The following is a 15,271-nucleotide window of genomic DNA, read 5'->3' as shown; positions in this document are numbered from 1 at the left end:
GTGAATTTTAAGCAAAAAGCTTCTTCTTCAATAAAATCAAGGACAGAATGAGGGTTTTAGCGATCGAAACTGAAAAATGAAATAATTGTGTTCAAACTTTGCAATACTTGCCTACAAAGGGTTTCAGAGATTTTATTTTTGTCCGTAGGGGGGGTGAGCAATTACGAAAAAACTTAGTTAATCAACATAATAAATGCACCCTAAAAAAAACGACAGTTAAGGGTACATAAACGCCAGAACTATCAATTGGCTTTGCCTACTTGTAGGTCTTAAGATCTACAAAGCCTCATAGAACTCATTTGAGATATATTGCTATAACTGCAAGCCTTGCGATCTATGGATTTTGGCTGTTTTGCTAGAGTTGGTTACGCAGCTATCGTCAACAGTTTATTGAGTTATACCAAACGGCTTACTTGCAAGCCTTATCGGTCAAGAAAAGATGTCAAATGAGTTCTATATGGTGAAGGTATTAGTCGCAGCGCTTCCTGAACTCTCTCAAAGTAGCAGTCCTACAATCTAGATGGCAACTGCGTTTGAGGTGCGCTTACCCTGACCTAGTATCATGTATTATATGTGGATATACTGCATTGGGTAGATCCACTAAAAAATCAAAGCTTGTGCGATCGAGTGACGGTGAAAAAATAGTTAAAGCTGAGATGTTACGCCATTGTCAGCAATAGGCATCTTGCCTGTTCATAAATAAGTAAAAAACAGTTTGTTGGTAATTAATTGATAAATTAGATATTTGGATTTTTTTAACCGCAGAGGCCACAGAGAGCGCAGAGGAAGAGAAGAGAGATGAGTAATTGTGATAGCGACTCACATCTAGAGGATATTCAAGCTGCGATCGCGCCGAATGAAGCTGGACACGATCGGGAGCTGAACAGTGATAGGATCAAATCGCTACATCCGCTCTTCCTCTGCGCCCTCTGCGCCCTCTGCGGTTAAAAAAATCCAAAACAACCATAAATCTTATAAAATGTTCCCATTAAATAAAGAATCAGCACTCCCAGATGAAGATTTGATGTAGATTTGGCCGATCGCACCCATCACAGGTGACAACTAATATAGTGATTTTGCTATGGTTGTTAAGGCTGGTCGATCGGGAAGAGCAGATTTCACAGTAAAATGTACAGTTCGCTAACCCTTCCGCGCAGGTGAGGTTCGATTTTAACAACTAATTAGCTCACCTCAAAAACCAACATCGTTTACTAAAGGCTTCAACAAGCAATCCCGAAGGAGTAAAAAATCATGGTTCAAACTCAAGAACTTTCTCAAACATTAACTCTGCTCGCATCTGCTGCACCCAACGGAATTTCCGCTACAGAATCACGCCCGTGGGGTTCTTTTACAACACTTGAAGAAGGCCCGGGATACAAAATTAAGCGGATCGAAGTCAAGCCGGGACACCGCCTCAGCCTGCAAATGCACCACCACCGCAGCGAACACTGGATCGTAGTTTCCGGTACTGCAAAAGTTACTTGTGGCGAAACCGAAGAAGTTCTATTTACAAATCAGTCTACCTATGTTCCACAGTGTATTTCTCACCGTCTGGAAAATCCGGGAGTGATTCCCCTGGTTTTAATTGAAGTGCAGAATGGTGAATATCTCGGAGAAGATGATATTGTGCGCTTTCAAGACGATTATGCGCGGACAGAATCTAAGGCTAAATAACCTATAAACTGGTTATTTGTTATTTGTTATTTGTTATTTGTTATTCGCACCAATCAGTAACCAGTAACCAATAACCAGTAACCAATAACCAGTAACCAGTAACCAAATAAAATTAATGATTCATCTAAGCAAAACAGCAGCGACAGAAGTAAAGCGCCTCAAGTCAAAGTATCCGAACCCGAATGCTTTGTTTCGTCTGGGCGTGGAATCGAGCGGCTGTTCCGGTTTGTCTTATACAATGGCATTTGACGATGCACCCGTCCCAGAAGACACTCTCTGCGAGTCCGAGGGAGTTCAAGTTGCGATCGACCCCCAGCACTTAAAATATCTCAACGAGCTCACCTTAGATTATTCAGAAGACTTGATGGGCGGAGGTTTCCGATTCCACAATCCCAATGCAGCCCAAAGCTGTAGCTGCGGCAACTCCTTTTCTGCTAAAGAATAATCAACTGTTCTGGGTAATGGAGATATTTTGACGGTATCAGAACTTTTTCCTGGTTGGGAATTGCCAATTTGTGAACTGTGACCGCCAATTTTTACAGAAGCTGAAACTGAAGGATAATCTCGCATTTTAATATAAGTAGTTTGAACGAACCGCGAAGACGCAAAGGACGCGAAGGAAGAGAGGAGAAGAGAAAAGAAAGATTTAACAATGGCAAATAAATCAGAAAAACCCCAAGATTGGTATAGCGAATATATCGCCACCTACAGTTACGAACAGCGAAAAAATTGGTACAGCCAAATCGCAGGTTTCTACCACAAAACTAGACCGCGCTATCCTCAACAACTAATTAATCGCGTTGTTGAATTAGCCGAACTCCCCTCAAATGCCAACATTCTTGAAATCGGATGTGGCCCCGGAATAGCCACTGTTCCGTTTGCGGAATTAGGTTTTGCAATGCTTTGTCTCGAACCCAGTCAGCCAGCTTGTCAGCTAGCACAACAAAACTGTGCAACTTATCCATCTGTAGAGATTAAAAATCAAACTTTGGAAGAGTGGGAATTAGAAGCTGATAAATTCAATGCTGTACTGGCGGCGACTTCTTTTCATTGGGTGTCACCGGAGATTCGCTATCAAAAAACGGCCGCCGCATTAAAAGATAAAGGTTCATTGATTTTGCTCTGGAATGCCGGAGTTTTGCCAGAAGATGAAGTTTACCGAGTTTTGGATGAAGTTTATCAAAATCAAGCTCCGTCTCTAGCAGTATATCATGCCAAAGAAAGAGCCAATCAAGCAGAAAGTATCAAAGAACTCGGACAAAATATCATCGACTCAGGCCTGTACGAGGATTTAATTTACGAACAGTTAGTATGTGAAATTACCTACAGCATTGAGGATTATCTGAATCTTTTGCAGACTTACTCAGAGTACATCGCGCTAGACGATGGCACGAAAAATTCTTTGTTGGCAAGTTTGCGGGAAGCGTTAGCAAAAAACTGCGAAAATATCATCAAAGCTTCCTATATTTCAGCATTTCATATTGCCAAAAAACTTTAGCACTTTTTCTCTTCTCTTTCTTCGTGTCCTTCGCGTCTTCGCGGTTCGTTAAAAAAACCTTATTTACCAATCTGAGGTGGAATTGGTAACAAAAAGGTTCGTAGTGAGGACTTTAGTCCTCGGAAAGAAGGACTAAAGTCCTCACTACAAACCTATTGTAGTATGGCTGCTGAGAATTGTCCACTGCATTAACTGCTGCCATTCGGGAGATTGAGTTAATAAATCTGCATCCAATTCATTGCCAGTATCCTGCGAAAATTCCGTAAAACACTCCGCCCAATTAATTACTGTTTCCACTGGCAAATAAGGCGTATAATTCCAAGAACGCTGCAAAAATTCTGCCATCTCAACAGGATGACCGGTGCGGTGCAAATACCAAGCAATCCAAACCAACGTACTGTACTTGATTTGCTTTTCCAACAAACGTATTTTATCCGGCACTTCGGGCCGCGCAAAAAAATTGTCCATTACCGCCGCCAAGGATTTAGCCTGCGGTAAACCTTTGTACATGGCACTTTGTTCGTGCTGGCGGTAGCAAACTGTTATTTGTCGCAGCCACTCTGTTTCGCATCCCATTAAGGCTAAACGCAGCGCTAAATCTGTATCTTCGGCTGGTGGAAATCGAGGATCGAAACCGCCCGCTCGCTCTAACCAATGGCGGCGAAACATCATCGCGCTGGGCAATACTGGTTTCCACCGCAGCCACATTTCTAAGTCTAATTTAGGGACGTTTTCCCAGGGTTTGACATCTTTGATAGGTTCGCCTATGCTGTTGACTTGACGCCAGCCGCTGTGGACTATTCCTAGATTTGGTTGCGCTCTGAATACAGCAATTTGTGCTGCTAATTTCTCGGGTAAAAAGTAGTCATCTGCATCGAGAAAGGCGATGAATTCTCCTTGCGCTAGTTCGATGCCGCGATTTCGGGCAATGGAAACTCCTTGATTTTGTTGGTAAATGTAGCGAATGCGATCGCCATATTGCTCTAAAACTAATTTGGTGTCGTCTCGGGAACCGTCGTCTACTACAATAATTTCCCAGTCAGTATAGGTTTGGTGCAGCACGCTATCTACGGCTTGGCCGACGTAAGCAGCACAGTTGTAAGCCGGAATCACCACGCTTACCTGCGGAGTTCGATCGCTCATCATGAATATCAAGTCCGAAGCATTAGAATCTATACAGGCTGGGCGGATTTACTAAAATCCCTGGCTGTGAAATCCAGAAAAATTATACACTCGCGCCTCAAAGATTTATTTATCAAATCTAGTTGCGTCTTTATTATAATACGTCTAAGGTGCGCCAGAGACTGACGCACCGGATAAGCGATGCTTTTTGAGCATAAATTTGGTTCAAGAATTTGCCAAAGTAAGTTGGCGCGAATTCAGTAAATCGTGGGGGCGAATTCCTAAAGGGTTGCGATCGCCTTTTACCTTTAAATACTTCTGAGCTATTTGCAAAACCTGTTCCGGATTGGGCGGCTTGCTCAAAAAATCGGAAGCACCTGTAAGTTTGGCTCGCGTGCGATCGATTATACTGTCTTTACCAGTCAAAAACACGATCGGAGTTTCCCGAAAACTCGGTGTTTGTCGCAAAAAATTACACAAAGCAAAGCCGTTTGTCTTCGGCATTACCACGTCCATAAAAATTAAAGCAGGCTTTTGTTTGGCAATGATGCCCACTCCATCCATCGGATCTTGAATTTTTAGAACTCGATACCCCGCCGGCAATAAAATTTGCTGTAAAAATTCGCATACTGTCGGACTGTCATCGATACAGGCAATCAAAGGGCGAACCTGCCCAGCCATCGACGCAGCAAGGCGCCACTGTTCTATAGGCGACGGTAAGTCTGGTACTGTGCGGAAATTTACTAAACCCTGCTTCATGTAATTAACTAAAGCGCGAGTTGCGACTGTCACGCACTGCTTTTTCTTCAATGCAATATCCCAAAGAGTATTCTCGCCGTTAAATACGTTAGCCAAAGCTATCAAAGAGTTAGAACTAAATCGATTTTCCTGCAACTGGGCAGACGCTTTTAAAAGGGGTGCTTGTTCTGGTTCTACCAGCCACAAACCCATGCCTTTCCACTTCTGCCAAATTAGTTCTGTAGAGTACATAATTTGTTCTACTTCCGTTACAGACAGCAGCAAAGAAGAGATTACTTTAGAAAAATATTTTTCCGACGGACGCCACTCCCGACGCAAACCCGATTGACCGATCAGAGCAAAGAATACTTCGGAAACGCTGCTGTGGACGATCGCCTTAGCTTGTTGCAAACTCATTTCGCTGGCCGCTAGCCCTTGCTGAATCAGTTGATATTCCCACAGTTCCCGAGCTTCGAGATCTCTAAGATCCACTTGAAAGTTGCGACAGTGTTGTCCAATAGCCCTGTACCAGCGCCTCGCTCTGTGCGCTCCTCCTGTGGCATAAACCAAACTACCCTGAAAAAAGTATAGTTGCCACTGTTGCTCACCTTGCTCTAATAGCAGTTTTCCCGTTGCTTGTTTCTGGCTGAGGACTGCCAAAGTATGAGAAAGCATTTTGTACCCGATTGCGGTAGCAGACATATCAACTCGCATTCCCTGTACTCCTGTTTTCCCTATTATATCGCTGCTGAGTTTGGGAAAAAAACAGTAATATTACTGAATTGCGTTCAAAATAACAAATTACCTGATGCTAGTTTAACCCGATCGGGTATTCATACAATTTCTCCAAAATAATGCAACTATAAGTGCGATCGAAATCCTTAATTGATCCGGTATTCCGAAATCTTAAATCTCAAATCTCAAAAAGGTATGATTCCCCTCGGGAGTTTTAGCTATAAGGATGCGTTGACAGTTGACTAATAACTAATGACGTTGGACGTTCGCTCGGGGGAGACGCTGGCAAAACATGACGTTGGACGTTGGACGTTCGCTCGGCGGGGACAGCAAAACATGACTAATGACTAATGACTAATGACTAATGACTATCTTTGGGAGGTACGGGATCGTAACCCCCTGGATGAAAAGGATGACAGCGCAAAATGCGCTTAACTGCGATCGCTCCGCCGCGGGCCGCCCCAAATCTTTCTATGGCTTCGATCGCGTATTGGGAACAAGTGGGCTGAAATCTACAGGCGTTAGGCAAATAAGGAGAAATCCCCATTTTGTAGCCTCGAATTAATCCGATTAGCAATACTTTCACAATCTTGACCTCAACGCTTGATTAAATTAATCGCAAAATCTTGTCCCATACCGCTGAAAGCTAGGTTAATCCACAGCATCCCCAAAGGTTCCAACAATCTAGCTTGTTTGAGTGTCCCTGCATCTACAACTTCAAATCCGATATCTTCCGCAAGATTGGTGACAATTTTCTTCGCATCTGCATTGTCTCCGCAAATAAAAGCAGTTGCTGTTTGCGAACCGAACTGCAAGTTTTCACGCACAGCTTGCGCCAATGTTGTTAAACGCTTTCACAACTTGCGCTCCGATCGCCCATTTGGCAATTTCTTCGCCTGCGGAGGTAGTGTATCCGATTGTCAGTCCAGCAGCAAGTCCAGCGGGTGTCATCTCGATCGGGTTAGTTGCGTCAATGATAATTTTGCCAGTCAAATCTCCGGCTTGTGCGATCGCCTCTTGCGTGCCATTCCAACGCGTAGCTAAGATCGAAACTTGACCGTGACTTGCAGCTTCCCCAACGCTAGCGGCTCGCGCATTTCCTCCTGTAGCTTCCACAGCAGACTGCACTTTTGCACTCTGCGGATCTCTGACGCCAAATACAATGGAGTGACCTTTTGCTGTTAAAATGCGTCCGAGAGTTCCGCCAACATTTCCCGCGCCAATTATACCTATTTTCATTTTTACCTCTTGGATAGCTAAAAGACAATTTGAGGAGACAATATGGTACTTGTTTCGGAGTTTGCTACTTGACCAATACCTAAAAAATTACCATCAGGGTCGTAAACCTGCAAGGGATAGGGAGGTTCGGGTATTGGGTTTTCGGGGGAATTGTTCAGAGTTTCCTCTGCTGCGATCACCATTTCGGGAATGGGGAGGCGCTGTCCTTGAAACCAGCGTTTGGTATATTCAGGAGAAAGGACGATCGCACCTAAGTGTCTCAAAACCGCCGATGGCAAAATCGGGCTGAATGTATTCTCCTGCAATTGCACTTCTAATTCTTCAAACGTGAGACTTTGGTCGATCGAGAAACCGCTGCTTTCGGTGCGAGTCAAACCAGCCAAAGTACCGCCGGCATTCAAGAGTGCGCCCAAGTCCCGGGCGATCGCCCGAATGTAAGTACCCGCCCCGCAGGCGATCGACAAATCCAATTCTGGAAAATCGCCGGGCCGCCAATCCAAGATATCCAGCCGAAACACCTCAACATTCCTAGCCGCAACTTCCACAGTTTCGCCTTTTCTAGCTAACTCATAAAGCCGTTTTCCTCCCACCTGAACCGCACTAAAACTCGGCGGAAATTGTTCTATTTTGCCGATAAAATTCGGCAGTGCAGCTTGCACTTGTTCTAAACTCAACTCCGGGACAGGTTTAGAATTCAGGATTTCTCCTTCTAAATCGTCCGTAGCGGTAGTTAAGCCAAACCGAATCGTACCTCGGTAAGCTTTGTGGTGTTGGAGGAATTGCAGCAGTCTGGTTGCTCTTCCCAGGGCGATCGGCAAAACGCCAGTCACAGCCGGATCGAGAGTTCCTCCGTGCCCCACTCGTTTGAGTGTCAATATTCGGCGCACTCGCCCCACGCAGTCGTGAGATGTCATGCCCGCAGGTTTGTTGAGATTGAGAGTAGTAGTGCGAGCTTAAGAGCTCGCGTATTGTACAATACGCGAGCTCTTAAGCTCGCACTGTAAAAAAAAATGCTTTTTGCAAAAATGAGATGCTCCCCGAGCAAGAGCAAGGTACGGGATGTAACGGATTTAACGGATTTAAGAGTCAAGGAATTAGGTAATAACGAAGAGGGCTATAAAGGCTTTGCTTAGGATATAAGGGAAGAGGGGTAGTGACAGGTTTAATTGATATAGTCGAAAATCAAACAACTGGCTTGACAATGCAGAAGAAACAAGAAACAATAAAATTATTTAAATTACTTCGTTACTTACAAGCCTTGGCAAGTTTTAGTCGGGTGCATCTGGCGCAAGGAAGAGGGCGAAGCATGACCTGATATAAGTTATTAGTTATCATCTCCTATTTTCTGCGGTCATGCTTCGCCCCTACGGATATATTCGCTTGCATTGAGATGCACCATTTTAGTCTAACTAATCAACAACTCACAACTCACAACTCACAACTTACAAGTAGCCGCCAGCCCAATTACCAATTCGCCATTACCCAATCCCCATTACCCATTCCCAATTAAAAAATAAAGTCCGTCCGAGAGATAGTAACTCCCAATACAGTAGCCAGAGTTTCCTTGGTACTTGTAAACTGAACAATTGTACTCGGCACGGTTCCGGGCCCAGCAGAAATGGTGAGTTCGGCAAAAGTGAGGTCGGCTCTCAAGCGAATTTTATCCGTACCAACAGTAAAATCGGTAATCACATCGCCATCTGCCGATCGCCCGATCGAAAAAGTATCATTCCCAGCGCCACCAGTTAAAGTATCTCTGCCGCGATCGCCCGACAAACAATCATCGCCCAGGCCACCAAACAGCGAGTCATCGCCGGCACCGCCAAAAAACGTATCATTGCCCGCGCCGCCCAACAAAGTATCGTTGTCTTGGTTGCCAAACAGCAAATCATTGCCATCATCCCCGCTTACCGAGTCAGCACCTTTCCCCCCGTAGAAAGTATCGTCGCCCGCGCCGCCCAAAACGCTGTCGCGGGCTGCACCGCCGAACAGCAAATCATTACCAGCGTCGCCCTGTATTGAGTCGTCGCCGTCACCGCCGTAGAGGCTATCGTCTCCCCCCAAACCTAAAATGCTGTCAGCGCCTCCCAAACCGAAGATCAAGTCAGCGCCGGCAGTACCGCTGAGGGAGTCAGGGCCGCTGGTGCCATTGCGAGCGGTAGCAGAGCCTCCGGGTCTGGTACCCGGGCTGGTTGGGGTTGGGGTTGTGATTACGATCTTAACTGGTACTGCTGATGGCATGGTTTTGAAGACTGGTAGAAATTTGCCATTCTAACTTAGCCTAAAAGCGTAAGTTACAGAAAGTACCACGAACACCAGGTGTCTTCAGGCGGGGAAGTGTTCAACAGTTGACAGTTGACAGTTGACAGTTGACAGTTTGAGAGCGACTTCTACCCTTAAGTCCGAGGATTGGAGTAATGAATAGTCTGATTTTAATTTCTCCCTCACTCGTGAGAGGCTTTCAACCAATTATTTCTGGTAAAAAATCTGTTAGCAGCGTTGCTTGTTTGAGGATAAATTCAAGTAGCGTTGGCTGGCAAACAATTCTGCATTTAAATTGCATATTTGGAGCGGCGTCTGACCAACGGCTCACTCCTGGTTTGATTATTTCTTGATGTCCAATTTCAGTGCTGAGCGAGCCGATCGCCTTTGACGAAATAAATCTGCCCATCAATAGTTACGATCCTATAGTTTGGCAGTTGGTTCAATACATAAAATTTAGGTATAACCTTCATTCAGTTGACAGTTGACAGTTGACCTGGGACAGCGACCTCTACCTGGAAGTCCGAGGATTGGAGTAATGAATAGTCTGATTTTAATTTCTCCCGATCGGGGACAGGCTTTAAACCAATTCTTTCTGGTTTAATTTTTATTAAAGATTACAGTTATAGTAAAATTAAATATATGTTAAAAGTAGCCTATAGCTTTTAAGAGATAAATGAGAAGCGCGAAAGAATTATTCCTCACCAGCTTGACCGCTATTACTATGAGTTGGGGATATGTCACCGTCATTGAGGGGATACCGGGGGCGATCGCCCAGACAAAGCTTCCGATGAGACTGCAACACGGGGAAGGAACCTATACCCTTACGGTATCAGAGACGGACACCACAAAATCTGCCTATGGGGGTCAGTTGCGCCTCTATGACGTGCATATTGCTAAGATGTTTGAGGTGACCTATGCTGATTGCCAGGAGATACCTAGGGCTGGCTTTAGAGATTGGGAGTACAGGGCAGGAAATGGCAGAATTAGCATGGGGACATTCCGAATCACCTGTCAGTTGGCTGGAGATATTGCGAACACTTACGGTTTAGGCAAACGAGAGCGTAGTGCGATCGAATATTCTCAGGAGGAGGCTGGGCGGCCAATATCGAGAAATCGTTCTATCCCAATTTTAGACATTACTGGTAATAAAGTCGATCGCTGGCTGAATTTTGTGCAGAGTTTTCGAGCAATATAAAGAAATAGGCTTGGGTTAGCGCTATTTGTCATTGCTGTCCCCGCGAAGCAATCGCAGAGATTATGGCATTTCTCAATTAAGTAAGGTGCGTACTGAGCAATTACCTTGTCAACCCAAGCGTATTGCCATATAAAAATAACTTCTAGGAGGCTATAAAAATGACAACCCTATCGAACGAACAAACAGCGATTATCCGTACAGAAAGAGGACTGTCCATCGCAGGTACGCGCATCACTATCTACGACATCATGGACTATGTGACGGCTCAATATCCGCCTAAGTTTATCAGAGGATTATTTGACCTTACAGAAGAACAAATTAACGCAGCTTTAGCTTATATTGAGGCAAATCGCGCTGATGTTGAAGCCGAGTATCAAATTGTTCTTAAGGAAGCTGAGGAACTGCGACTATACTACGAAGAAAAAAATCGCGATCTGATTGCTCGAATTGCGGCGCAACCACCAAAACCAGGAACGGAAGTGGCTTGGGAAAAACTTCGAGCGGCTAAGGCAAAACGTGAGGCTAAAGCATGATTTTTTTGATAGATCATAATCTCAACGGACACGCCATAATTTTCTTTGGTTCTATTGCTAATCAAGGTTGGCTTGATATCATCCCAATTCGTTTTGTCACCTTTGCACAAATGGAATTACCCATCAATAGCGATGATAGAGTAGTTTGGCGGCTTGCTCAAGAAAATAAGATGATTTTGCTCACAGCTAATCGCAGTATGAAAGGTAAGGATTCTTTGGAACAAGTAATGCGCGAAGAAAATACTCCTAATTCATTACCTGTGATTACGATTGGAAATGCTGATAGATTACTGAATGATTCGGAATATCGAGAACGTTGTGTTGAGAGTCTAATAGAGATTGTGCTTGGTATTAATGGCTATATGGGTGTAAGTCGGCTTTTCATCCCATGAGGTTGGTCGAGATTGTTGAAGAAGTGCGATCGCAATTTGATTACCAATAGATATTGCGATCGCGCTTCTTCTGCTACTTATGAAGTTTGAATTTAATTTCAATTAATCAATTCTAGTAAACCTAATACCCCAAGCAGTAAATGTATTTGCATCTACAATACTTAGCTGATTTTCAGCAGAGCAACAAGCTGGTCTATCTGGCCAACCAGTCTTAAAAGTGACAGAAAAAGAACTACCCTTTGATACAGATTGGGGAATTGTTCCTTGAAAAGTTATATTTCCTGCTGGTACACAGTTATCACCTATAATCTTTTTGGCAACTAGAGAATTACCACTAACAGAAATCTGTACTTCTTCTGTTAATCCTCCTCTTTCACAAGTGTAACCATTTCCTCTCCATGTACCTACAAACATTTTACGCCAATATTCCTCTCTAATCTTTGCTGTGAAGTTCTGGCAGTTATTTCCGATTAGCTCGTATTTACCATCTCTTGGTTGAAGTACACATCGATCTGGAAGAATTCTACGGAACTCGCTCACAACTAAACGCACAATATTAGGATTATATTTCTCACGATCGATTGGCACGAAATTATTTACGTTACCCCCGTTAGGTTCTTTCCCACTGTTAAGTGAATTTTTGGAGTATTTGAACCTTCCTTCTGGACCAAAACCAATGTTATCAACTATCTCACCACTATCGCAGAAGAAGATATGTTCGTGGGAAAGTTCCGTATTTGTAATACCTTGTCCTGGTAATATATCTCCACCTGGTTTCCTTAGCTCTGGAGGAAGCCAGTAATTCAATAAACCCTGAACATTCCACGCACCAAAAAACACAGGCTGTTGAGCGAAGACTACATACTTACCACTCTGGAGGCATACTCTTTTGGAGGCAAGGGATTGTGCTTGGGCTGTACCTGAAAAGAACAGAGGAGACAAAAAGCCGAGTGTGGTCGCAATAATAGCCAATTTTTTCATAATGTTATTTCTCTTGACTATCCTCATTGTTCAGAAAAGTCATTAATTGGGCTTGAGCAAGAGCAGAATAATTTATATAGGTTATAAAACACTACTTCAACTTTATTGAATTCGATTGTGTTTTATTTTTATTCAATGATTATATTTTGTCGGTTTTAGCTTTGACAACTCAAAAGAGTCGGATTTAGTACCCAATTTTTCTAACCATCCCGAACCAATTTAGTAGGATTTGGTACAATTCAGTTGACAAAGTAGGATTTAGTAGGATATAGTACATTCAACCGCACTCAACCCAGACCCATGAATGTTGAAGATGTTGTAGAATGGGCGAATAATTCGATTTTTGACAAAACTGGAGAACATCTTACACCTATACAGGAAGCAATACTGATGGGTGTTTGGCAAAGACAAAAATATCCTCAAATCGCTAAAGACTTCCATTGTAGTGAATCTCACGTAAAAAAAGAAGCGGCTAAGTTATGGGAAAAGTTGCGTGAGGAATTAGGAGAAGACCTTAATAAATTAAATTTTCGTTCTAAGTTAGAGAAAAAGTATAGAGTTTCTCAAGCTTCCCAATTAGGTCACTGTTTATTACAAATTGATAATATTAACATCGGGGGTCAATTTATACAAACTATTGAAGATACAAAAATCAGATCGCCCATTCCCCCTAACTCTCCCCAAAACAACAGTCAACCCCCAATCATCGATTTAACAGACGCACCCGAATTAACTTACTTTTACGATCGCACCTCAGAACTCTCCACCCTCAAACAATGGATATTACAAGCCCACACCCGCCTGATTACCGTCTACGGCTTAAGTGGAATTGGCAAAAGCGCGATCGCCCTCAAACTCATCGAACAAATTCAAACCGAATTTGATTATATTATTTGGTTAAGTCTCACCAACACACCCACACTTTTAAGCCTCCAAACCGAACTCAAGCAATTTTTTGGGCGATCGCCACAACCCCCATTACCCACAATCATCGATTATTTCCGATCCTCTCGCTGTTTAGTAATCCTTGATGACGTACAAAATATTTTTAGTAGCAGTCAATTAGCAGGTCAATATTTAACAGGCTATGAAGATTACGGCAAATTTTTCAAACAAATTGCCACATCCTCTCATCAGAGTTGTTTAATCCTCCTCAGTTGGGAAAAACCCAGAGAAATTACTGCTTTAGAAGCACTAAACCGACCCGCACGAACATTACACCTCAAAGGCTTAGGAGAACAAGCCGCAGAAATTATCAGAGAAAAAGGATTAGCTGATGAGGAAAAATGGTCAGACTTGATCGCCTTTTATCAAGGACATCCTTCCTGGCTAAATATCATCGCTGCAACAATTTGGGAATTATTTGATGGTAGCGTTTCCCTGTTTTTAGCGGATGGAACAGATTTATTTTTAGGTGACTTAGAACCCCTTTTAGAATCTCACCTAGAGCGTTTATCAGACTCGGAAAAAAAGGCGTTCTACTGGTTAGCAAGTCAAGATGATGCGGTAGATATTTCCCACGCACCAGCAGATAGTGAATTATCCCGATCGCAATTGTGGCAAGCCATACAATCTTTAGCGCGGCGTGGCTTAGTGCAAAAAATGTTAGTAGGAGGGCGATCGCAATTTCAGATTAATCCTGTATTTAAAGAATATATTCAATCCAAGTAACATTCCACCCATTTATTTCTTAGTCTGCGGAGGCAGACTTTGTTTTTGTAGACGCGGTTTCAACCGCCGGGTTTGTTAAATCATCGATCGCACAAAAGCATTCACCGCATCATATTGATCCGCCATCCGCGAATAAAACTCGATCGATCGCAAATCCAACTCCGGCAAAAGTTCACTCTTACTAACCAACTCATACCCCGTAGAGCGCAAACAATAAACCGAAATTACCCCATCCTCCCAGAACCAAACCTCCTGCACACCCACCCGACGATAGATTTCCAGCGTATCAATTCCACCACTTGTCACTGTCACCTCGATCGCCAAATCTGGAACCGACTTGCGCGTACCCAAACAATAAGACTCATCTGGTTCTTTCCGTGCACCCAACTCCTTCATCCCGATAGTTGTACTACCGCGCCCATAGAAACGAATGTCTTTCGTCCGCATATACATTTCTAAAACCTGACCTAAAGTATTTTTAGGTTCTTCATGAGCATCAGATAAAGGAGCCATAATTTCTAAACACCCATCCAAATAAGTTAAACGCGCCCCTGTTTCCGCCAAATCTGCATCCAACTTTTCCAGAGTCTCCCATGTCACGTTTGACAGGAAAGCCGCACCTGTACCCAATCCTGCTTTAGAAATTGCGACAACCATTTGACTTACCTTTTACGATCGCTCTTCCATAATATACGACTTCCAAAACTTGGAGTCTATCTTAATATTCTATTCTTTAGTCTGCGGAGGCAGACTTTGTTTGTGTAGACGCGGTTTCAACCGCCGAGTCTAATATTCTATTCTTTAGTCTGCGGAGGCAGACTTTGTTTATGCAGACGCGGTTTCAACCGCCGAGTCTAATATTCTATTCTTTAGTCTGCGGAGGCAGACTTTGTTTGTGTAGACGCGGTTTCAACCGCCGAGTCTGATCGTTCCCAAAATTATTTTTCCCCAAACAAAAAGCGCCCCTATTTCTAGGAGCGCTTTTTGTCAATCTAAGGTTAAAAATTAACCGTTGATGGAAGGAGCAACCAAAGCAACTGGAGTTGTTTCGCCAGCAGCCAAGTCGAGTGGGAAGTTGTGAGCATTGCGCTCGTGCATTACTTCCATACCCAAGTTAGCGCGGTTGATAACATCAGCCCAGGTGTTGATGACGCGACCTTGTGAGTCGATAATCGATTGGTTGAAGTTGAAACCGTTCAAGTTGAAAGCCATTGTGGAGATACCCAAA

Annotated in this window: 18 protein-coding genes and 2 pseudogenes; 9 read left to right on the top strand and 11 right to left on the bottom strand. The window is 43.6% G+C overall.

The window, feature by feature from the left end:
• Window positions 1–798: 798 nt before the first annotated feature.
• The 4 genes from JGK11_RS06960 (at window position 799) to JGK11_RS06945 (ending at window position 3,172) form a co-directional block, all read left to right on the top strand.
• Entirely contained in the window at window positions 799–948 is a 150-nt protein-coding gene (locus JGK11_RS06960) for a hypothetical protein (protein ID WP_293180740.1), read from the top strand.
• A gap of 303 nt (window positions 949–1,251) precedes the next feature.
• Window positions 1,252–1,674, top strand: a complete 423-nt coding sequence (locus JGK11_RS06955; RefSeq protein WP_293180743.1) for a phosphomannose isomerase type II C-terminal cupin domain — start codon at window positions 1,252–1,254, stop codon at window positions 1,672–1,674.
• A gap of 115 nt (window positions 1,675–1,789) precedes the next feature.
• Entirely contained in the window at window positions 1,790–2,119 is a 330-nt protein-coding gene (locus tag JGK11_RS06950) for an iron-sulfur cluster assembly accessory protein (protein WP_293180746.1), read from the top strand.
• Window positions 2,120–2,326: 207 nt separating this feature from the next.
• Window positions 2,327–3,172 (top strand): class I SAM-dependent methyltransferase, encoded by an 846-nt coding sequence (locus JGK11_RS06945; RefSeq protein WP_293180749.1) that lies wholly within the window; start codon window positions 2,327–2,329, stop codon window positions 3,170–3,172.
• Between the two features lie 144 nt (window positions 3,173–3,316).
• On the opposite strand, the gene JGK11_RS06940 is transcribed toward JGK11_RS06945, so the two are convergent.
• The 6 genes and pseudogenes from JGK11_RS06940 to truB all read right to left on the bottom strand — a co-directional run.
• A complete protein-coding gene (locus JGK11_RS06940; protein ID WP_293180806.1) occupies window positions 3,317–4,315 on the bottom strand; it encodes a glycosyltransferase in 999 nt (332 codons plus the stop codon).
• A 204-nt stretch (window positions 4,316–4,519) separates the two neighbouring features.
• Window positions 4,520–5,734 (bottom strand): response regulator, encoded by a 1,215-nt coding sequence (locus JGK11_RS06935; RefSeq protein WP_293180752.1) that lies wholly within the window; start codon window positions 5,732–5,734, stop codon window positions 4,520–4,522.
• 394 nt (window positions 5,735–6,128) lie between these two features.
• Window positions 6,129–6,353 carry a membrane protein insertion efficiency factor YidD gene (gene yidD / locus JGK11_RS06930; protein WP_293180755.1) on the bottom strand — a complete coding sequence of 75 codons (225 nt, stop codon included), beginning with the start codon at window positions 6,351–6,353 and terminating at the stop codon, window positions 6,129–6,131.
• Window positions 6,354–6,363: 10 nt separating this feature from the next.
• The gene (locus JGK11_RS06925) at window positions 6,364–6,594 is read right to left on the bottom strand and encodes a hypothetical protein (protein WP_293180758.1); all 231 of its coding nucleotides are present in this window, start codon (window positions 6,592–6,594) and stop codon (window positions 6,364–6,366) included.
• Complete coding sequence (locus JGK11_RS06920) at window positions 6,587–7,006, bottom strand: NAD(P)-binding domain-containing protein (RefSeq protein WP_293180761.1); 420 nt, start codon at window positions 7,004–7,006, stop codon at window positions 6,587–6,589. Before JGK11_RS06920 ends, JGK11_RS06925 begins: the two co-directional genes overlap by 8 nt.
• Window positions 7,007–7,023: 17 nt before the next feature.
• Window positions 7,024–7,944: pseudogene (gene truB, locus JGK11_RS06915) on the bottom strand (tRNA pseudouridine(55) synthase TruB); the annotation flags it as partial.
• 215 nt (window positions 7,945–8,159) lie between these two features.
• On the opposite strand from truB, the gene JGK11_RS06910 reads away from it, so the two are divergent.
• Window positions 8,160–8,321 (top strand): hypothetical protein, encoded by a 162-nt coding sequence (locus JGK11_RS06910; protein ID WP_293211078.1) that lies wholly within the window; start codon window positions 8,160–8,162, stop codon window positions 8,319–8,321.
• A gap of 191 nt (window positions 8,322–8,512) precedes the next feature.
• Here the strand turns inward: JGK11_RS06910 and JGK11_RS06905 are convergent, their stop codons facing one another.
• On the bottom strand, window positions 8,513–9,247 hold the full coding sequence (locus tag JGK11_RS06905) for a calcium-binding protein (RefSeq protein ID WP_293180770.1): 735 nt from the start codon (window positions 9,245–9,247) through the stop codon (window positions 8,513–8,515).
• Between the two features lie 220 nt (window positions 9,248–9,467).
• Complete coding sequence (locus tag JGK11_RS06900) at window positions 9,468–9,677, bottom strand: hypothetical protein (RefSeq protein ID WP_293180773.1); 210 nt, start codon at window positions 9,675–9,677, stop codon at window positions 9,468–9,470.
• Window positions 9,678–9,944: 267 nt separating this feature from the next.
• Between JGK11_RS06900 and JGK11_RS06895 the strand changes: the two genes are divergently transcribed.
• The 3 genes from JGK11_RS06895 to JGK11_RS06885 all read left to right on the top strand — a co-directional run bounded on the left by JGK11_RS06895 (window position 9,945) and on the right by JGK11_RS06885 (window position 11,391).
• The gene (locus tag JGK11_RS06895) at window positions 9,945–10,466 is read left to right on the top strand and encodes a hypothetical protein (RefSeq protein WP_293211076.1); all 522 of its coding nucleotides are present in this window, start codon (window positions 9,945–9,947) and stop codon (window positions 10,464–10,466) included.
• 158 nt (window positions 10,467–10,624) lie between these two features.
• Complete coding sequence (locus JGK11_RS06890) at window positions 10,625–10,999, top strand: DUF433 domain-containing protein (protein ID WP_293180779.1); 375 nt, start codon at window positions 10,625–10,627, stop codon at window positions 10,997–10,999.
• Window positions 10,996–11,391, top strand: a complete 396-nt coding sequence (locus JGK11_RS06885) for an ACP S-malonyltransferase (RefSeq protein WP_293180782.1) — start codon at window positions 10,996–10,998, stop codon at window positions 11,389–11,391. Before JGK11_RS06890 ends, JGK11_RS06885 begins: the two co-directional genes overlap by 4 nt.
• Before the next feature lie 102 nt (window positions 11,392–11,493).
• On the opposite strand, the gene JGK11_RS06880 is transcribed toward JGK11_RS06885, so the two are convergent.
• On the bottom strand, window positions 11,494–12,372 hold the full coding sequence (locus JGK11_RS06880; protein ID WP_293180785.1) for a hypothetical protein: 879 nt from the start codon (window positions 12,370–12,372) through the stop codon (window positions 11,494–11,496).
• A 300-nt stretch (window positions 12,373–12,672) separates the two neighbouring features.
• On the opposite strand from JGK11_RS06880, the gene JGK11_RS06875 reads away from it, so the two are divergent.
• Window positions 12,673–14,043, top strand: a complete 1,371-nt coding sequence (locus JGK11_RS06875) for an ATP-binding protein (protein ID WP_293211074.1) — start codon at window positions 12,673–12,675, stop codon at window positions 14,041–14,043.
• A 75-nt stretch (window positions 14,044–14,118) separates the two neighbouring features.
• Here the strand turns inward: JGK11_RS06875 and JGK11_RS06870 are convergent, their stop codons facing one another.
• Together JGK11_RS06870 and JGK11_RS06865 are read right to left on the bottom strand one after the other, a co-directional pair.
• On the bottom strand, window positions 14,119–14,700 hold the full coding sequence (locus JGK11_RS06870) for a Uma2 family endonuclease (protein ID WP_293196437.1): 582 nt from the start codon (window positions 14,698–14,700) through the stop codon (window positions 14,119–14,121).
• Window positions 14,701–15,048: 348 nt separating this feature from the next.
• A pseudogene (locus JGK11_RS06865) lies at window positions 15,049–15,271 on the bottom strand (photosystem II q(b) protein); the annotation flags it as partial.

The organism is Microcoleus sp. PH2017_34_RAT_O_A (assembly GCF_020737885.1).
Classification (GTDB): Bacteria; Cyanobacteriota; Cyanobacteriia; order Cyanobacteriales; family Microcoleaceae; genus Microcoleus.
This window is presented reverse-complemented; position numbering and strand designations above follow the sequence as displayed.